A 17,010-nucleotide genomic window follows, 5' to 3' on the forward strand; every position below is an offset into this window, starting at 1 on the left:
TCTGAACCTGGATTCAAAAACAGATTATCTATAATTAGAAAATCACTGAATTCTGATTCAAAGTATAATGAATCTAAATTAAAAATGACACTACATGCTTATTATTAACCCCTTGCCCCTCTTCCCCTTCTCACCTTGCTTAGGGTTTGAGGGGTGATATTCAAAAAGGAAGCGATATAACCCAACGGTATCCGGTTCCGTAGTTCGGGATGAAGACGTTCAAAAACTTCCAATCTTTCTTCAGGCTTTCTAAGCCGTAATAATTCTGTGCGTTTTTCTGCTCTGATAAGTGCCTGTTCCAGCATATTCCGGGTAAAATGTTCAAGTCCAGGAATTTTGCTGCACCAATACTCCAGATCATCCTTTTTCAGAGTGATCAAAACGCAATCTTCCAGTACCTCTACTATCCTGTTCGATGGGGCTACACTAAGAAAACTCAGAGTAGAATAGAAAAAGGTATTTTCCGTCACTATTTGGGTGGTCAATTCTTCACCAGTCTGTTCCCGGATAAAAAATTCACGAAGCACCCCGGCTTTGACAAAGTAGATTTTATCAGCAATATCCCCCGGCTGAAGCAAAATACTGCCTTTGGAATATATTGCTTTTCTTAACACCGTGGATATCTGATGAAGTATTTCAGGTTCCGGTTGTACATAGGGCTCAAGTAGTGTTAATAATGAGTTCATACAGGATTCTGTTTATCGTGTCGAGTATCGTTTTTAAATGGGTGTGTTATGTCAAATCAATGACGGTACAAAGGTAAAAACCAAAAACATACAAAAACACCCGTGAAAACACGGTATTTTTATCCGTATTTCTACGTAATCAAGCAGTTAAAAAGCCATTATACCCTACCCCGAAGACGTTTGACCGGTAGGCCGGCCGGTCGGAGATATACATAACCCCATAAAAAAAGGTCACCAAAATGGTGACCAATTTCTGATTCAATTAAACAACTAGATTTTGTAACTATGTCGGCTAAGCCTCTATTATTTCTTCGCTTTTCTTGGAATTTTCTGGTCGCGCTGGGCCGTATGGTAAACAAATGACGCAACAATGGTGGCCGCCTGCTTCAGATCATCCGGGTACAGGTGATCGTAGGTGTCCATATTGGTATGGTGCGTACGGGTGCTGTATTCCAGGGGATCCTGGATAAACTGGAAGCCCGGAATGCCCACCCGGTCAAACGAGAGGTGGTCTGTACCGCCCGTATTGTTGATGGTCACCGTTTTGGCGTCAAGGTCGTGAAAAGGCTCCAGCCATTTGGTAAATATCGGGCGGGCCGCTTCATTCTCCTGCAGGTAAATGCCCCTGATCTTACCGCTACCGTTATCCAGGTTGTAGTAGGCAGAGATTTTATCTCCTGCCGCATTGCTCCATTGCTTAACGGTGTCGCTCAGGTGATTTTTTACATAATTTCTTGAACCGTGAAGTCCCTGCTCTTCCGCGCTCCACAGGGCCAGGCGAATGGTTCTTTTCGGTTTCAGTCCGCTGGCTTTCAATATCCGCATGGCTTCCATCATGACCGAAGAACCCGCTGCGTTGTCAGTAGCGCCGGTGCCGGTATGCCACGAGTCAAGGTGGGCGCCCAGCATCACCACTTCGTCTTTCAGCTTCGGATCCGTTCCTTTGATCTCGGCCAGCACATTGTACCCTTTCAGGTCATCGGTATGGAATTTGCTTTTTACTTCCAGCTCCATCTTCACCGGTATACCCGCTTTGGCCAGGCGAACAATTGTCAGGTAGTCTTCGGTAGACATCACCATATCCAGCATGTTTTCAGGATCTGACGCCTTATAAGAACCGCCGCCCTGCACAAACAGGGTGCCGTCTTTGCCCCTGGCATTGATGCTTATAAAGGTGATGGCACCTTCTGCATGGGCCATTTCCTTGGTTTTATTGGACACATAGGAAGCCCGGCGCATATTGGCGATCATTTCCCTGAATTCGGCATTGTCTCTTCCGCCCTGTCCGCCTCTTGCCTGGATCTCGGCTTTAGCCATTTTTTCAAGCTCTTCGTCGGTATATCTTCTTACATCCGGATTGAAGCCCGAAGGAAGCTTGGCGTCGCTGTACAGCAGCACCACTTTGTTATTGAATTTCCCCCTGTATTGCATGAGGGCGGTGGTATCCTGCTCATCTACCAGCAGAACTTCTGCCTGGCGCAGGCCGTTGCTGCCGGCTGTCCATACCTTAGGCAGGGCCAGGATCGGCTTATAGTAAGGCGCGGTCATGGCCACGTAACATTTCTCCAGCTCCCAGCCTTTTCCGAATTCTCCCCAGGGTTCCAGCTGAACATTTTCAAGGCCCCATTCTTTCAGCGTGGCCTGCGCATATTTTGCGGCACGCATAAAACCGGGTGAGCCCTGCAGCCTCGGACCGCTGACATCGGTCAGGTTAAAAGCGATATCCATCACTTTGGAGTTTTCAAGACCTTCCTTCCGGAATTTCTTAACCGCCTCCTCATCCACCTTGTCCTGTGCCGTTACCGCCCAGCCCAGGCTCATCAGTACTACAAATGATAAAATTCTCCTCATTGTCTTATTAGTATTGTTACGAAATAAATGCAGTTTAAATATAGTAACTGATTTCCGGTAGTTGACCTGCATTGCGATTATCCGCTGGATTATGAAGATTAATGCCTGTTTTCAGCCGACTAAAAAAGCCGGTCTGCAGCTATGCCCCCTAAAAGGCTGTCAAACAGGTTCTGATTTCAGAATGCAAACCAGACAGAAAGAAAATGCAGGATGGCGGCAGCCAGCACAAAAAGGTGCCAGATAAAATGATTGTACTGCCAGGAGCGGACCTGGTAAAACAGCACACCGAAAAGATAAAGCAGCCCGCCACCCACCAGGAGGTAGAGCGATACCGGCGGCAGGCCCGACCAGAATTTTTCTCCCATTGCCAGCACCATTACGCCCAACCCGATGTAAACCAGGCTTGATAACAGCCTGAACCGGCCGGTAAACAGTACTTTGTTGATTATGCCCGCCACAATAACGATCCACTGCACCACCAGCAGCCACCTGGCCCTGACGGGGTCAGCGTGCAGTATGACCAGCGGCAGGTAGGTGCCGCCTATGAGCAGGAAAATGCTGATATGATCAAATATGCGAAGCACCGATTTGGCCAGGGGGTTCTCAGTGGCATGGTAGAGGGTGGAAAAGGTAAAAACCATCAGCAGGCCGAAGACATAAAAGCTTACTGCCGGTACCAGGTAGGGAACCTGGCTTTCGTACGCTTTCAGAAACAGCAGGGGCGAGAACGCCAGGATCAGGATAATGCCTATCCCGTGCGATAACGCATTGGCTAGCTCGGTCTTCAGGTGTCTCTCGTTTTCCACTCGCTTATATTTCAATGGTCGTTCCGGCCGAACCTTCTACGGCTTCGGCCAGGTCATCTGCATCACAGATAATTACCTTTCTTACCCCGGCCCGTATGGCGGCAAAGGCGTTGTCAAGCTTGGGGATCATGCCGTCATAAATGATCCCTTCACTTTTGTATTGCTCATAGGTTTCCGGGGTCAGGCGGGAGATCACCGAATCATCGTCAGCGGCATCTTTCAATACCCCTTTTTTCTCAAAACAATACACCAGGTTCACGGCTTCTCCCCTGCTGAGCGCCCGGGCTATTTCAGAGGCCTGGGTGTCGGCATTGGTGTTCAGGATATCGCCGCCGGCATCAAACGTCAGCGGGGCAAACACGGGGGAAAGCCCGTTTTGCAGCAACAGGGTTATAAACGGCACATTGACCTTCTCCACATCGCCCACATAGCCGTAATCAATGGTTTTTACGGGCCGTTTGTGCGAGAGGATAGCGGCGCCGTCAGCCCCTGTCAGGCCAATGGCATTGCAGCCCAGGCTCTGGAGCCCGGCCACCATCCGCTTGTTCACCAGGCCGCCGTAAACCATGGTCACCACGTCACGCATGGGGGCGTCGGTGATCCTTCTTCCTTCGGTCATCCGGCTTTCAATGCCCAGCTCTCCGGCCACTCTTGTGGCAATCTTGCCACCTCCGTGTACCAGGATCTTTTTGCCCGGGAGCCGCGAAAACCGGTACAGGAAACCGGCCAGCTTCTCAGCGTCATCAATTACATTGCCCCCTATTTTAACAATATTCATTACCTCAAAATTAGGCAAACCGGCCCTATTAAAGAAAAATAACCTGAAATAAATCAACTGCAACGTTGTTGCAGTTGATTTATTTACTACTTTTGCAACGCTATTGCATTTTTAAAATCAGATACGTTACGTTTGTGGGTTTGAAATATTTGATTATCGTGCTATTTACTTTCTCCCCGGTTTTGGGACAGTGCTTCTGGCTTGAGGAAAACACTTTTTTTTCACAAACCTGTGCTATAACCTTATCGGGGCATGTAGAAGACAAAGACATCAAAGAGATGCTCCCGGGCGCTATTGTAACCCTTAAAGAAACCCATGCCAGCTATGTTACAGATGATAAGGGTGATTTCATATTTACGGGACTGTGCCCCGGCAAATATACTTTGCAGGTTACCCATGTTGCCTGCGATACCCTTGAGAGAACCGTCACGCTTACAAAAGACCTGCATATTGATATTTATATGCCCCATGCCATGAAAATGCTGGGAACCGTGACCATAGAGACCAAAAAAGGAATCCCCGATACCGGCTACAAAAAGGAGCTTACTTCAAAGCAGATGGAAGAGGTCAAAGGCCTTTCACTGGCCGAGGCCTTAAGCAAGCTAAACGGGGTAACCATGCTTCAAACGGGCTCTGTTATTGCAAAGCCCGTAATTCACGGGTTGCATGGCAGCCGCATCCTGACCATTAACAATGGCGTCAGGCAAGAGGGGCAGCAGTGGGGTAATGAGCACGCCTCTGAAATAGACCCCTTAATTGCCGATAAGCTCGTTGTTATAAAAGGGGTAGATGAACTGCGTTATGGCTCTGATGCCATTGCCGGTGTGATATTGGTACAGCCAAAGGCGTTGAGAAATGCTGCAGGCCATTCCGGTGAAATCAATACGGCTTATTTTACCAATAACCGCCAGTACATGGTATCGGGTATATGGGAACAGCAGTTTAAAAAGCTGCCTGCCTTTACTTACCGTTTGCAGGGTACATTTAAAAAGGGGGCAAATGCGGCCACCCCTGATTACCGTCTGAACAACACGGGCAGCGAAGAAAAGAACTTTTCGGCTACCGCCGCCTACTGGAAAGAAAAGTTCAACACCAACCTGTATTACAGCGTTTTTAATACCCGGGTGGGCATATTTACGGGTTCACATATCGGCAACCTTACCGACCTGCAAAATGCCATTAACGCAACAAAACCGGATGATGTTTTCCTGGGGCAAAAAACATACAGCATCCGGCGCCCTTACCAGGACGTTACCCATCATTTACTGAAATCCCAGTCTGTTCTGTGGAAAGGCGATCATAAGTTCAGCCTTTTACTGGCAGGACAGTTTAACGACCGTAAGGAATTTGACATAGTAAGGAGCAGCTCCAATTCCCAACCGCAGATGCACTTATCGGTGGCTACGTTTACCGAAGACCTGAACTGGGAGCATCCCAAAACAAATGGCTTTAGCGGGGTGGCAGGGGTAGCCCTGATGCAACAGGATAACAGCTACTCCGGGCGATATTTTATACCCAATTATACCTCTTACACGAATGGTGGCTACTATATCGAAAAATGGAGCAGGCATAAATGGGATTTTCAGGCGGGGATACGGTATGATCACAAAACCATCAGCACTACACGGCTGAAATTCAATAGTGACACCATCAGCCACGATTTTAATTTTTCAACGCTGGCGGCATCCGGCAATATCATTTATAATGCCTCTGAAAACTGGCATTTCAATGTAAATGCCAGCCGCGCCAGCCGTGCTCCTTATGTAAATGAACTGTTGAGCGACGGCATACACCACGGTACGGCAACGTATGAAAAAGGGGATATTAATTTGAAGGCAGAACGTTCCACCAATATTTCCACCGGCATTAATTATCAAAATAACGCCAGGACACTGGTAATTGATGTGCTGCTGTATTCCAATACTATTCACAATTTTATTTACCGCAAGCCGGTTCCCGACAGCCCGGTATTAACCATTACCGGGGCATTTCCACTGATAAAGTACGGGCAAACCGATGCCTGGCTAAGCGGAGCGGATATAGCCGCATCCTGGAAAATACTTCCCGCCCTGCAATGGGAAACAAAATTATCGGTGCTCAATGCAAAAGATGTTACACAAAAGGACTGGCTTATCCTTATGCCGGCCAACAGGATAAGCAACGAGATCACTTATCGTTTCAAAAATACCGGGCATCTGTCCAACAGCTATATCTCCTGCGAAATGCAAAACGTAATGCAGCAAAAGCATATACCTGATGAAAGCCAGGGAAAACAGGATTATAAAGCACCCCCACCGGCCTATTTCCTGCTGAACCTTAACCTCGCTACTACGGTAGCCGTTGGTAAATCAGCTATTACCCTGGGTATTGGCGTTCACAATCTGCTCAATGCACGGTACCGGGATTATCTGAACAGTATGCGCTATTTCACCGATGAAACCGGGCGGAATGTGGGTATCCGTGTGAAAATCCCCGTCACCCAACCATAAAACAAACAATAACTTTTTAAATTATATCGTAATGAAACCGTTAAGAACAAAATTAGCAGCAGCAGCATTAGGCGTTTTATTGACAGGAAGCATCTTTACCGCGTGTAAAAAAGATGATCCGGAGCCGGAAGAGAACGATAACGAGGTAATCACTACCGTGAAGCTCACTTTTACCCCTCAGGGCGGCGGCACAGCGCTTACGTACCAGTACCGGGATGCCGACGGGCCGGGAGGGGCTGAACCCACAGTGGAAGAGATTGTACTGGCTCCGTCTAAAACCTATGACGTAACCGTGCAGCTGCTCAATGAAACCGAAACGCCTGCCGAAGATATTACGCTTGAAGTAAAAGAAGAAAATGCGGCACATCGTTTTTATTATGAGCCGTCTTCCGGAAGCAACATTACCGTTTCAGATTTGAATAACGATGACAATGGCGTTCCCCTGGGTATCACAAGCAAGTGGACCACAGGCGCTGTCGCCAACGGAACCGTAAAAGTTACGCTCAGACACTATCCCGGGAATCCACCGGGTAAGGCCACCGCAGATCCTGTTAACAGTACGAAGTCAAGTACAGATGCAGAAGTAACCTTTAATACAAAGATCAAGTAAGGTGCAGAAAGAAAGTCCCCGTATAATAAACACCCTCTATTTTGTTTATTATACGGGGACTTTCTAAAAATTTCTCCTCAAAGGTGCGTCCGTCAGCCGGAAATCCTATCTTTGCAAGCTATTGCTTAGATTTATGAGAATGAAAAGGCTATTAAAATGTTTGTTTTGTTTTGCTCCATTAATCCCCGCCACTGCACAAACTTCTCATTCAAAGATTTACGACGGAAAGGAATATGTGCTCACCACTATTCTTGTTTCCGGATCTCCCTTTTTTAATGACGGAGAAAACCAGGAGAATAACACTCTCCTGTTTGACAAGGTACTCTACAAAAATGTACGGCTGCTCTACGACATAAAAGCAGACGAGCTCATCACCCGGCGGCGCGAGGAGCTGACCGACATGATCGTGGTGAAGGAGCTGGTAGATTTCTTTACCATTGGTAAAGACACCATTGTCTATCTGAAAGAAGCTGCCACCGGCCTGCCCGACGACGGCTTTTATCTGCAGATTTTCAACTCACCGGCGTACAAAGGCGTGGCCCGTTATAAAAAGGAGATCAAAGAGCCCCGGGCCGTAAAAGAAAAAAGCTATTATCTCGAGACCGTAAAATATTTTGTAAAAACACCCGGTTCGGAGCATTTTATACCGGTAAGAAATATACGAAACCTGCTTACCCTTGATAAGCAATACAAAAAAAAACTGAGACACTTATTGCGTACTCATGGAAACCCGGACAGCTTCCCGGCATCCATTGCTTTGGTGTTGGATTATCTTAACAAAGCATCGCTTTAAAGCCTCTTTCCGAACATGAATAAAATCTGTTTTCTCTGGCTGATTCTTCTTCTATCCGTAAAAGCAATGGCCCAGAATGACCCGGTAAGCCTGCATTTGTCTTCTGCCCGGTTCAGTGAAATGATCCGGAGCCTGGAAACCCAGACTCCCTATAAGTTCTATTACCTTCCTGCCGATACCGACAGCCTGCTGATCAGCTATTCAGGCACGAATAAGGCGCTGTCCCAGGTATTGTCTGAAATACTCCATCCCCTGAATTTCCGGTTTTCAACAGACCCCCGCAAGAAGATCTATATTACGCGGGATGCCTTTATTCTTACCGAATTCCGGGATATTCATGTCGTAAAAAAGGATACTTCAACGGCACTGCCCGATGTGGTGATCCACGATTTCCTGGAAGCCCAACCGGAAGACATTTCCATTGAAAACAAGGTTTTTGAAATCGGGAGCAAAGATCACCCGGCGAAAGGCGAGAAAATACTTTCGGGGTATATCCGGAGCAAGAACACGGGGGCTCCGATAAGCAATGCCACGGTAAGCGTGGTGGGCAAGCCTTCTGCCGTGCAGACCGACGCCTACGGATATTACTCGATCAGCGTACCGGAAGAGCGCAGCACGCTGCTTGTGACCAGCATAGGCCTGCGTGACACCCGCCGGCAGCTGGTCATGTACGGAAGCGGCCGCCTGGATATTGATATGACCGACCAGGTGTTCTCCCTGAACGAGGTAGTGGTGGCCGGCGAACGGGGCAACCAGGTCAAAAGGATGCAGATGGGCCTGGAAAAGCTTAATATAAAGACGATTAAACAAACCCCGGCCGTTTTTGGAGAAGCCGATGTGATCAGCGTTATTCTTACGCTTCCGGGCGTACAGACCGTGGGAGAAGCGGCTAACGGCTTCAACGTAAGGGGCGGGGCTGCTGACCAGAACCTGGTGCTTTTCAGCGATGCCACCATCTTCAACCCCTCTCATTTCTTCGGCCTGTTCTCGTCTTTCAACCCCGATGCCGTCAACCAGGTGGAGCTTTATAAAAGCAGTATCCCTGCCCGCTTTGGCGGCCGGCTTTCGTCGGTGCTTGACGTAACGGGCAAAGAAGGGAACCGCAAGAAGCTGTCGGGTGCGGGAGGAATAGGCCTGCTCACCGGGCGGGTGTCTCTTGACGGGCCGATCGGCAAAAAAACACAGTTCCTGGCCGGTGCTCGGAGCACCTATTCCGACTGGCTGCTGAAGGTGATACCGGATGATGCCTACCGGAACAGCAGTGCTTCATTTTATGACCTGAACGGGCAAATCAGCCATTATGCCAACGATAAGGATGCTTTTTACCTGACCGGGTATGCCAGCCGCGACCAGTTTACCTTTGAAAACGGTATCACTTACGGTTACCGGAACGCCAACGTAAACGGGAAGTGGAAAAGAATCTTCAACGGGAACCTCCACAGCATTCTCACTGCAGGCTTTGACCAGTACGGTTTTAATATAGCTGACCGCAATAACCCGGTCAATGCCTTTGATATGCTTTATTCCATCAGCCAGTCTTTTTTAAAGGCCGATGTATATCACCAGCCCTATGAAAGGCACAAGCTGAATTACGGTTTTCAGTCTACCCTTTATACGATCCGGCCCGGCCGGAAGACACCCGCAGGCGAGGAGTCTATTGTGATCGGTAAATCACTGGAGAATGAGCAGGCCCTGGAATCTGCCCTTTATGTTTCGGATACGTATGAAGTCAACGACAAGCTCAGCATTGATGCAGGTCTGCGGTATGTGATGTACAATTACCTGGGCCCGCGCAGCGTCAGCTACTACCTCAGCGGCCTGCCTAAAAGCCCGGAAACCCTTGAAGAAACCGTGAACTATGCATCGGGTAAGAACATTAAAACCTACCAGGGCCCTGAATTCCGGATCGGTCTCCGCTATGCATTCTCCAACCAGAGTTCCGTAAAAGTGGGGTATAACTCGCTCCGGCAGTACATTCATATGTTATCCAATACTACTGCGGCTACTCCTACCGACTCCTGGAAGCTGAGTGATCCGCACATTAAGCCGCAATACGGTGACCAGGTAAGCGCGGGTTATTACCGCAACATGGCCTCTTCAAAAGTGGAAACGTCAGTGGAGGTTTATTATAAGCGTATTCACAATTATCTCGACTATAAAAGCGGTGCCGTGCTGCTCATGAATCAGCATATTGAAACCGATGTGCTGGGAACCGAAGCACGCGCCTACGGAATGGAGCTGATGGCCAAGAAGAATACCGGCAAGCTGAACGGGTGGATCAGCTATACGCTCTCTAAGGTACAGCAGCGGACCACCGGCGAAGAAAAAATCAACAACGGCAAGTATTACAACAGTAATTTTGACAAGCCCCATAACCTGACCATGGTAGGCAATTACCGTTTCTCGCACCGGTACAGCTTCTCCATGAATACCACCTATAGCACGGGCAGGCCCATAACCCTGCCGATTGCCAAATACGATTTTGCCGGCTCGGAAAGGGTTTTCTATTCGGATAGGAATAAATACCGGGTTCCTGACTTTTTCAGGATGGATTTTTCCGTTAACATAGAAGGGAATCACAAGATCAAGAAGCTGGCGCACAGCTCCTGGACCGTCGGGGTATACAATGTAACCGGCCGAAAGAACCCGTTCTCCGTGTATTATGTATCAGAAGAGGGTAAAATAAAAGGCTACAAGCTTTCTGTTTTCGGTCACCAGATTCCTTTCCTAACTTATAACTTCAGATTTTGACGATCATGAAACCGGTTAATAAAATATTTCTGCTACTCATAGGGCTGCTTTTTTCCTGCGAAGAACCCTATACCCCCGATTACGTACCTGAAGATTCCACCCCTTTGCTTATCATTGAGGGGTATATCGATATGAGCGGGAACTCCCGCTTTAAGCTCAGCCATACCGTACCGTTGAATTCGGAAGAAAGCACCACTCCCGTATCTACGGCCGCGCTGACCATTGAGTCGGAAGACAAGCAGGTCTATTCCCATTCGGGCACGTCTGCGTCAGGAGAATATACCGTTCCGCACGGGGCACTGAACATGAATACCCGTTACCGCCTGCGGGTGCAGGTGCAGGGCAAAATGTACTTATCGGAATGGGTCACGCCGTATGCTACCTCCGAGATAACCGGGATAGATAACCAGAGAGGCGAGACCGGCATGGATATTTATGTAAGCACGGTCAACAGGAACGACAACTCGCGGTATTATCGCTGGGAATTTGAGGAAACCTGGAAATTTACGGCCCGCTTTGTGAGCATACTTATTTTTGACGGAAGCCAGGTCAGATACCGGAACCAACCGGAAGAGAACATTTCCGTATGCTTCAAACAGGAAAAGTCTTCCGACATCCTCATCGGCACCACCGATAATCTCTCAGACAATATCCTATCCCGGCAAAAGATACAGTTCATCCCCAATTTATCCGATAAGCTGATGATCCGCTACTCCATCCTGGTAAAGCAGTTCAGCATCAGCAAGGAGGCCTATCTTTTCTGGAGTATCCTGAAAAAAAATTCGGAGTCGGTAGGCGATATTTTTGGTTCTATGCCCTCTGAGCTGAAAGGAAACGTAAGCAATACGGCCAACCCCAATGAGCCGGTGATTGCCATGATAGAAGCTTCTTTGCCGACTCAAAAAAGAATCTATCTCAATTCGTATGACCTTCCAAGCCCCTGGGCCGTTTCCATTCCCTTTTATAACGGTTGTGAATATATGGAAATACCGGTGGGAGAAGCAGCGGCGCTCTTTAAGAACCCGGCGTATATCCCTACCAATGAAGTTTACAAGATTGAGGGAAGCCCGGCACCCTCCCATTATTCCTATGCAACGAGCCGATGTACCGAATGCTCGCTGAGAGGCTCTCTTAACGTACCTGATTTCTGGACAGATCTTTAATACTATGCGGTTCATTTTCACTATCATACTGGTAATAAGTCATTTTCTGTGTTTTGGTCAGAAAGCAGGAAATGAAAGCATTTATATTCATACCGACAAGGAAACGTATTTCCCGGGAGAGATTCTCTGGTTTAAGGTATATGCCGTACATACGGAAGACCTTACGCCCGTGAATAAACCCTCTGTAGCGTATATTGACCTCACCGACAGCCAGGGTACTTCGGTACTTCAGCATAAAGCAGAGATCGGGCCGGCTACCCGGAACGGCGGATCGGTCTTCGTTCCCCAACGGTTGTCATCCGGTACATATACGCTAACCGGTGCTACGCTTGCATCGGAAGCAGGCGGCCGCTCCTTTTCCAAAAAAATCACTGTTCTGAACCCGTTTGCCATCCTGGATGCCCTGCCTGCGCCCGCTGAAAATACCTATACGCTCAGGCTGTTCCCCGAGGGCGGAACGCTGGTTCGCGGCGTAGCCACCCGGGTAGCTTACAAGGTCTCTGACGCCCGGGGAAAAGGGGTAAAGGCTTCGCTCATTTTTCCCGACGGAACCCGGGGCACTTCTAACGCCTTCGGAATCGGGAGTGTCCGGATAACGCCAGGGGGCAATATGCCGGGCGCCGGTACGCCGAAAGTAAAAATTATTCTTCCTGACGGACGGGAGCTTGAGCAGCCGCTGCCTTTCGTCTCCGACACGGGGTATGTACTGAATGCAGAAGACCAGGGAGATCACTACACGATTAATGTAGCCTCAGCGGGCCATGCCGGCGAGATGCTCAAACTGGTTTCGGAATCTTCAGCCGGAAAAGCATTCAACTACCAGGTCATCCTGAACGCTTCGGGTTCGGCCGCCCACCTGGTTCCCAAGGCACAGCTACCGGAAGGAACCTCGCGGCTCACGCTGCTTCGTAACGACGATACCCCTTTGGCCGAAAGAATACTCTTCCGTACGCCCGGGAAAATCCTCCGGCTCAACCCGGCTTTGAACAAATCAACCTTTTCCGGCCGGGAAGAGATCACCCTTTCGCTGAACCAGGTCACCCCGGACCCGGCTATAACGGCCGATATTTCGGTTTCCATCAAAAAAATAGACGATATTCAGCAGCCTTCCCATGAAAATATCCGCTCTTACCTCTATCTCCGGAAAGACCTGTCGGGCGAGATCGAAAACCCGGATTATTATTTTTCGGATGCTGAAACCGTGAAAGCCGACCTGGATAACCTGCTGCTGACCCATGGCTGGAGAAAGTTCAAAAACCAGCCCACCGAAGAAGAGGGCCGTTATCATCGCATAAGCATACGGTTTACCGAAAAAACCAGTGGCGAGCCTTTGGCAGGCCGTGAAGCCACCCTGAGTGTACCGTCGCGGATACCGATGGTCTATACGGCCGTTACAGATACCAACGGAGTAGCCGGCTTCCTGGTAAAAAATATATACGGAACCCATAACCTGGTCACTCATATGACCTCCGGTGAGCCTTCCCATGCCGAAATCCTTAAATTCCGGCCTGAAGCTGAACCTTCTTCGCCGGCCGATATAAGGGGCATATCTCAAAGCAGCTATAATGAATATGCCATTAACACCCAGGTAGAGAACATTTTTTCCGGGAAGAGCCGGACCACCTATTTACCACCGGCTACGCTTGATTCCATTCCTTTTTTCGGCAAGGCCCATGTCAGGTACCGCCTCGACGACTACACCCGCTTTGTGATCATGGAAGAGGTATTGCGGGAATACGTAAAGGAAGTCATTGTCAGGAAAAACAGGGATGAGTTTCGCTTCCGGATACTCGACGTTATCCGGAGAGGCTATTTCAGCAATAACCCGCTGATCCTGCTCGACGGCGTTCCCGTACCTGAGCCCAATTCTATCCTGGCCTATGATCCGTTGAAAGTAGAAAACATTGATATCGTTACCTCCCGTTTCTACCTCGGAGAATCTATCTATGACGGTATCGTGAGCTTCAGCACGTACAAGGGGGTGCTGGAAGATTACGCACTGGATCCTTCCTTCAGTGTATTTACCTATGAAGGCCTGCAGCCCGAAAGGGAGTTTTACGTTCCAGAGGTGCCGGGAGCTGCAACAGTGCCGGATAACCGTACCGTACTTTACTGGACCCCCCGGCTGATGCTCAGCGGGGAAAAGAGCCGGTCGGTGCAGTTTTCCTCGTCTGACCTGCCGGGTGAATACCTTATTGACATCCAGGGAATAGACAGCGCCGGGAAGCCCGGAAGCGCTACTCTCCGGTTTTCGGTCAAGTAGAGAGAGAGCACACGTTGTCTCTCTACTTTAGCCCCTGAAAAAATACCCGGTATAAGCAACTTTTCGTACTTTTATAACTCATTAAGAAACTAACTCTAAATTTTAATCATGTTGAAGAAAATTCTATTACTTCTCGTGGCATTGACGGTAACGCTGAATTTCAGTGCCGATGCCCAAAAGAAAAAGAAAAAAGAAGAAGAAGCTCCGAAAGTGGTGCAGGAGGTTAAAAGGCCCGAACCTCCCAAAAGACCGGAAGCCCCTAAAAAAGGTCCAAAGCCCTACAAAGAAATCATTGACAGCACTGCCAAAACCAAACCTGGCCTGCACACCGTTCATAAGGTAGGCGATAAGTTTTACTTCGAAATTCCCGATTCACTGATCGGCCGCGACATCATTGCCGTGACCCGTTACTCCAGGACGCCAGCCGGCGGCGGTGTTTTTGGTGGTGAGGAAATTAACCGCCAGGTGGTAAGATGGGAAAAAGGCCCTAACAGCAACCTGCTGCTGCGTTCGGTCAGCTTTATCATCATGTCGCCTGACAGCACCAAGCCCATTGCCCGCTCAGTGGCCAATTCAAGCGTTGACCCCATTGTGGGCAACTACGAGATCCTGGCAATTAACGGCAACACCGGCGGTAAGGGAAAGAATTATGTGATTGACGTAACCAGCACATTTGACGGTGATTTTCAGCCTTTCTCGCTAAGCCCGGTCAGGAAGCAGCTGCTGAACCTGACGGCTTTCCAGAAAGACAAATCGTATATTGAGTCGATCAACTCATACCCTATCAATACGGAAGTCCGTACCGTAAAAACCTTCTCGGTAACTCCGCCCCGTATTTCCATGATGCCCACACCGCAGATCGGGGTGAATTTCCCTGCCGGCTACGGTGCGGGAGTGGTGACCATGGAGATCAATACTTCCCTGCTTCTGCTGCCCAAAGACCCCATGCGTAAGCGTACCTTCGATGCCCGTGTAGGTTATTTTGCCAACCAGTACAGCGTGTTCGGGGAAGAGTCGCAGAAATCAGACCGCGATGTCTTTGCCGTAAGATGGAAGCTGGAGCCGAAAAACGCGGAAGACCTGGCCAAACTTAAAAGAGGAGAACTGATAGAACCCAAAAATCCGATTGTGTACTATATCGATCCGGCTACTCCTGAAAAATGGAGAAAATATCTCAAAGCCGGGATAGACGACTGGCAGGCGGCATTTGAAGCGGCCGGCTGGAAGAACGCGATCCGTGGTGAATACTGGCCAGAAAATGACTCTACCATGAGCCTGGAAGATGCCAGATTTTCGGTAATACGGTATTTTGCCGCCGACATCCAGAACGCCTACGGGCCAAACGTGCATGACCCCAGAAGCGGACAAATCCTGGAAAGCCACATCGGCTGGTACCATAACGTGATGAGCCTGCTGAGAGACTGGTACATGATCCAGACCGCAGCGGTTGATCCTGCCGCAAGAAACCGTCAATTCAGCGATGAGCTGATGGGAGAGCTGATCCGCTTTGTGTCATCGCACGAGATAGGCCACACGCTCGGACTTCGCCACAACATGGGCGCCAGCCATGCCACACCGGTTGAAAAGCTGCGTGACCCTGAATTCCAGGCGAAATACGGCCATACTTCATCAATCATGGACTACGCCCGCTTTAACTACGTAGCCCAGCCTGAAGACGGCGTTAAGCAATTCTTCCCCCGCATTGGCGATTACGACAAGTGGGCCATCAAATGGGGTTATACGTACTTCCCGGATGCCAAATCAGCCGAGGAAGAGAAAGCGCTTCTTCACAAGATGACTTCTGAGGCGGTTAAGAACCCGAGACTCCGTTTCGGTACCGAAACCAGCCCGTTTGATCCCCGTTACCAGACAGAAGACCTGGGCGACAACGCCGCAAAGGCCTCTGAATACGGTATCAAAAACCTGAAAAGAATTCTCCCTGAGCTGGAAAAATGGTCGAGACAGGACGGCGAGAGCTACAATGAGCTCAATACGCTGTACAACAGCCTGACCGGCCAGTTCAGAAGATACATGGGTCATGTGACCAAATACATCGGTGGTATTTACGATACGCCCGTAACGTATGATTCAGAAAGCAACCGCTACGAGATTGTTCCGAAAGACCTCCAGACAGAAGCGCTGAATTTCCTGAATGCCCAGCTGTTTACCACGCCCAAATGGATCATTGACCAGGATATCCTGAGCAAGATCCGGCCTGAAAACGGCGTAGAGTCTATCAAGAGCCTGCAGGTGTCTACCCTGAACAGCTTGATGGCTACCGACCGGGCCGCCCGCCTGATGGAGGCTTCTTCACAGGGAAATAAGTATTTCTCGCTGGATGACCTGTACACCGGTCTGAAAAACGGTATCTTCAGTGAGCTGAAGTCGGGATCGTCTATTGATATCTTCCGGAGAAACCTGCAGAAGGCCTTTGTTTCCAACCTTACGAAACAGCTGAATGCTACTCCGCTTCCCGGAAGACCTGATTTCACGCAGACCGACCTGGGCTCTATTACCCGCGGTACGCTGGTTTCACTGAAGAGTGAGCTGAATGCGGCTTCGACAAGAATGACCGATAAAGTCAGCAAATACCATGTTCAGGATCTGGTGGCCCGCATTAACGAGGCCCTGGAGAAGAAATAAATTAAGTGCGGTTCCCGGCTTCGCCGGTTCTCGACTTCGCTCGAACTGACAAGGGCCATTCAGAAAAAGCCCAACTTGTTCATTAAGAACTTGTTGGGCTTTTGATTATCTTTGTATATCACCCCGAATAATACGGTTGGAGCCAAAAATCGGGGTAACGAAACGGAAAAGATATGC

The 17,010-nt window shown here is 49.1% G+C and carries 11 protein-coding genes; 7 read left to right on the plus strand and 4 right to left on the minus strand.

The genetic code is table 11. The features are described 5' to 3' along the window. Window positions 1-104 precede the first annotated feature (104 nt). From AB2U10_RS15145 to argB, 4 genes are all read right to left on the minus strand, one after another. Window positions 105-686 carry a Crp/Fnr family transcriptional regulator gene (locus AB2U10_RS15145; protein WP_367915685.1) on the minus strand — a complete coding sequence of 194 codons (582 nt, stop codon included), beginning with the start codon at window positions 684-686 and terminating at the stop codon, window positions 105-107. A 303-nt stretch (window positions 687-989) separates the two neighbouring features. Beyond that, the gene (locus tag AB2U10_RS15150) at window positions 990-2,537 is read right to left on the minus strand and encodes a M28 family metallopeptidase (protein WP_367915686.1); all 1,548 of its coding nucleotides are present in this window, start codon (window positions 2,535-2,537) and stop codon (window positions 990-992) included. A 176-nt stretch (window positions 2,538-2,713) separates the two neighbouring features. Then, on the minus strand, window positions 2,714-3,343 hold the full coding sequence (gene trhA, locus AB2U10_RS15155) for a PAQR family membrane homeostasis protein TrhA (protein ID WP_367915687.1): 630 nt from the start codon (window positions 3,341-3,343) through the stop codon (window positions 2,714-2,716). A 4-nt stretch (window positions 3,344-3,347) separates the two neighbouring features. Next, window positions 3,348-4,121: an acetylglutamate kinase gene (gene argB, locus AB2U10_RS15160; RefSeq protein WP_367915688.1), complete on the minus strand. Its 774-nt coding sequence runs from the start codon at window positions 4,119-4,121 to the stop codon at window positions 3,348-3,350. Between the two features lie 140 nt (window positions 4,122-4,261). Between argB and AB2U10_RS15165 the strand changes: the two genes are divergently transcribed. From AB2U10_RS15165 to AB2U10_RS15195, 7 genes are all read left to right on the plus strand, one after another. Next, window positions 4,262-6,610, plus strand: a complete 2,349-nt coding sequence (locus tag AB2U10_RS15165; protein WP_493820662.1) for a TonB-dependent receptor — start codon at window positions 4,262-4,264, stop codon at window positions 6,608-6,610. Between the two features lie 31 nt (window positions 6,611-6,641). Next, a complete protein-coding gene (locus AB2U10_RS15170; protein ID WP_367915689.1) occupies window positions 6,642-7,220 on the plus strand; it encodes a hypothetical protein in 579 nt (192 codons plus the stop codon). Window positions 7,221-7,359: 139 nt separating this feature from the next. Continuing rightward, window positions 7,360-8,013, plus strand: coding sequence for a hypothetical protein (locus AB2U10_RS15175; protein ID WP_367915690.1), 654 nt, complete (start codon window positions 7,360-7,362; stop codon window positions 8,011-8,013). Window positions 8,014-8,028: 15 nt separating this feature from the next. Then, complete coding sequence (locus tag AB2U10_RS15180) at window positions 8,029-10,764, plus strand: TonB-dependent receptor (RefSeq protein WP_367915691.1); 2,736 nt, start codon at window positions 8,029-8,031, stop codon at window positions 10,762-10,764. Window positions 10,765-10,769: 5 nt separating this feature from the next. Then, entirely contained in the window at window positions 10,770-11,927 is a 1,158-nt protein-coding gene (locus AB2U10_RS15185) for a DUF4249 domain-containing protein (protein ID WP_367915692.1), read from the plus strand. A gap of 4 nt (window positions 11,928-11,931) precedes the next feature. Continuing rightward, window positions 11,932-14,190, plus strand: coding sequence for a hypothetical protein (locus tag AB2U10_RS15190; RefSeq protein ID WP_367915693.1), 2,259 nt, complete (start codon window positions 11,932-11,934; stop codon window positions 14,188-14,190). Between the two features lie 108 nt (window positions 14,191-14,298). Continuing rightward, a complete protein-coding gene (locus AB2U10_RS15195) occupies window positions 14,299-16,833 on the plus strand; it encodes a zinc-dependent metalloprotease (RefSeq protein WP_367915694.1) in 2,535 nt (844 codons plus the stop codon). Window positions 16,834-17,010 lie beyond the last annotated feature (177 nt).

Source organism: Leadbetterella sp. DM7, from assembly GCF_040829825.2.
In the GTDB taxonomy this organism is placed as follows: Bacteria; Bacteroidota; Bacteroidia; order Cytophagales; family Spirosomataceae; genus Leadbetterella.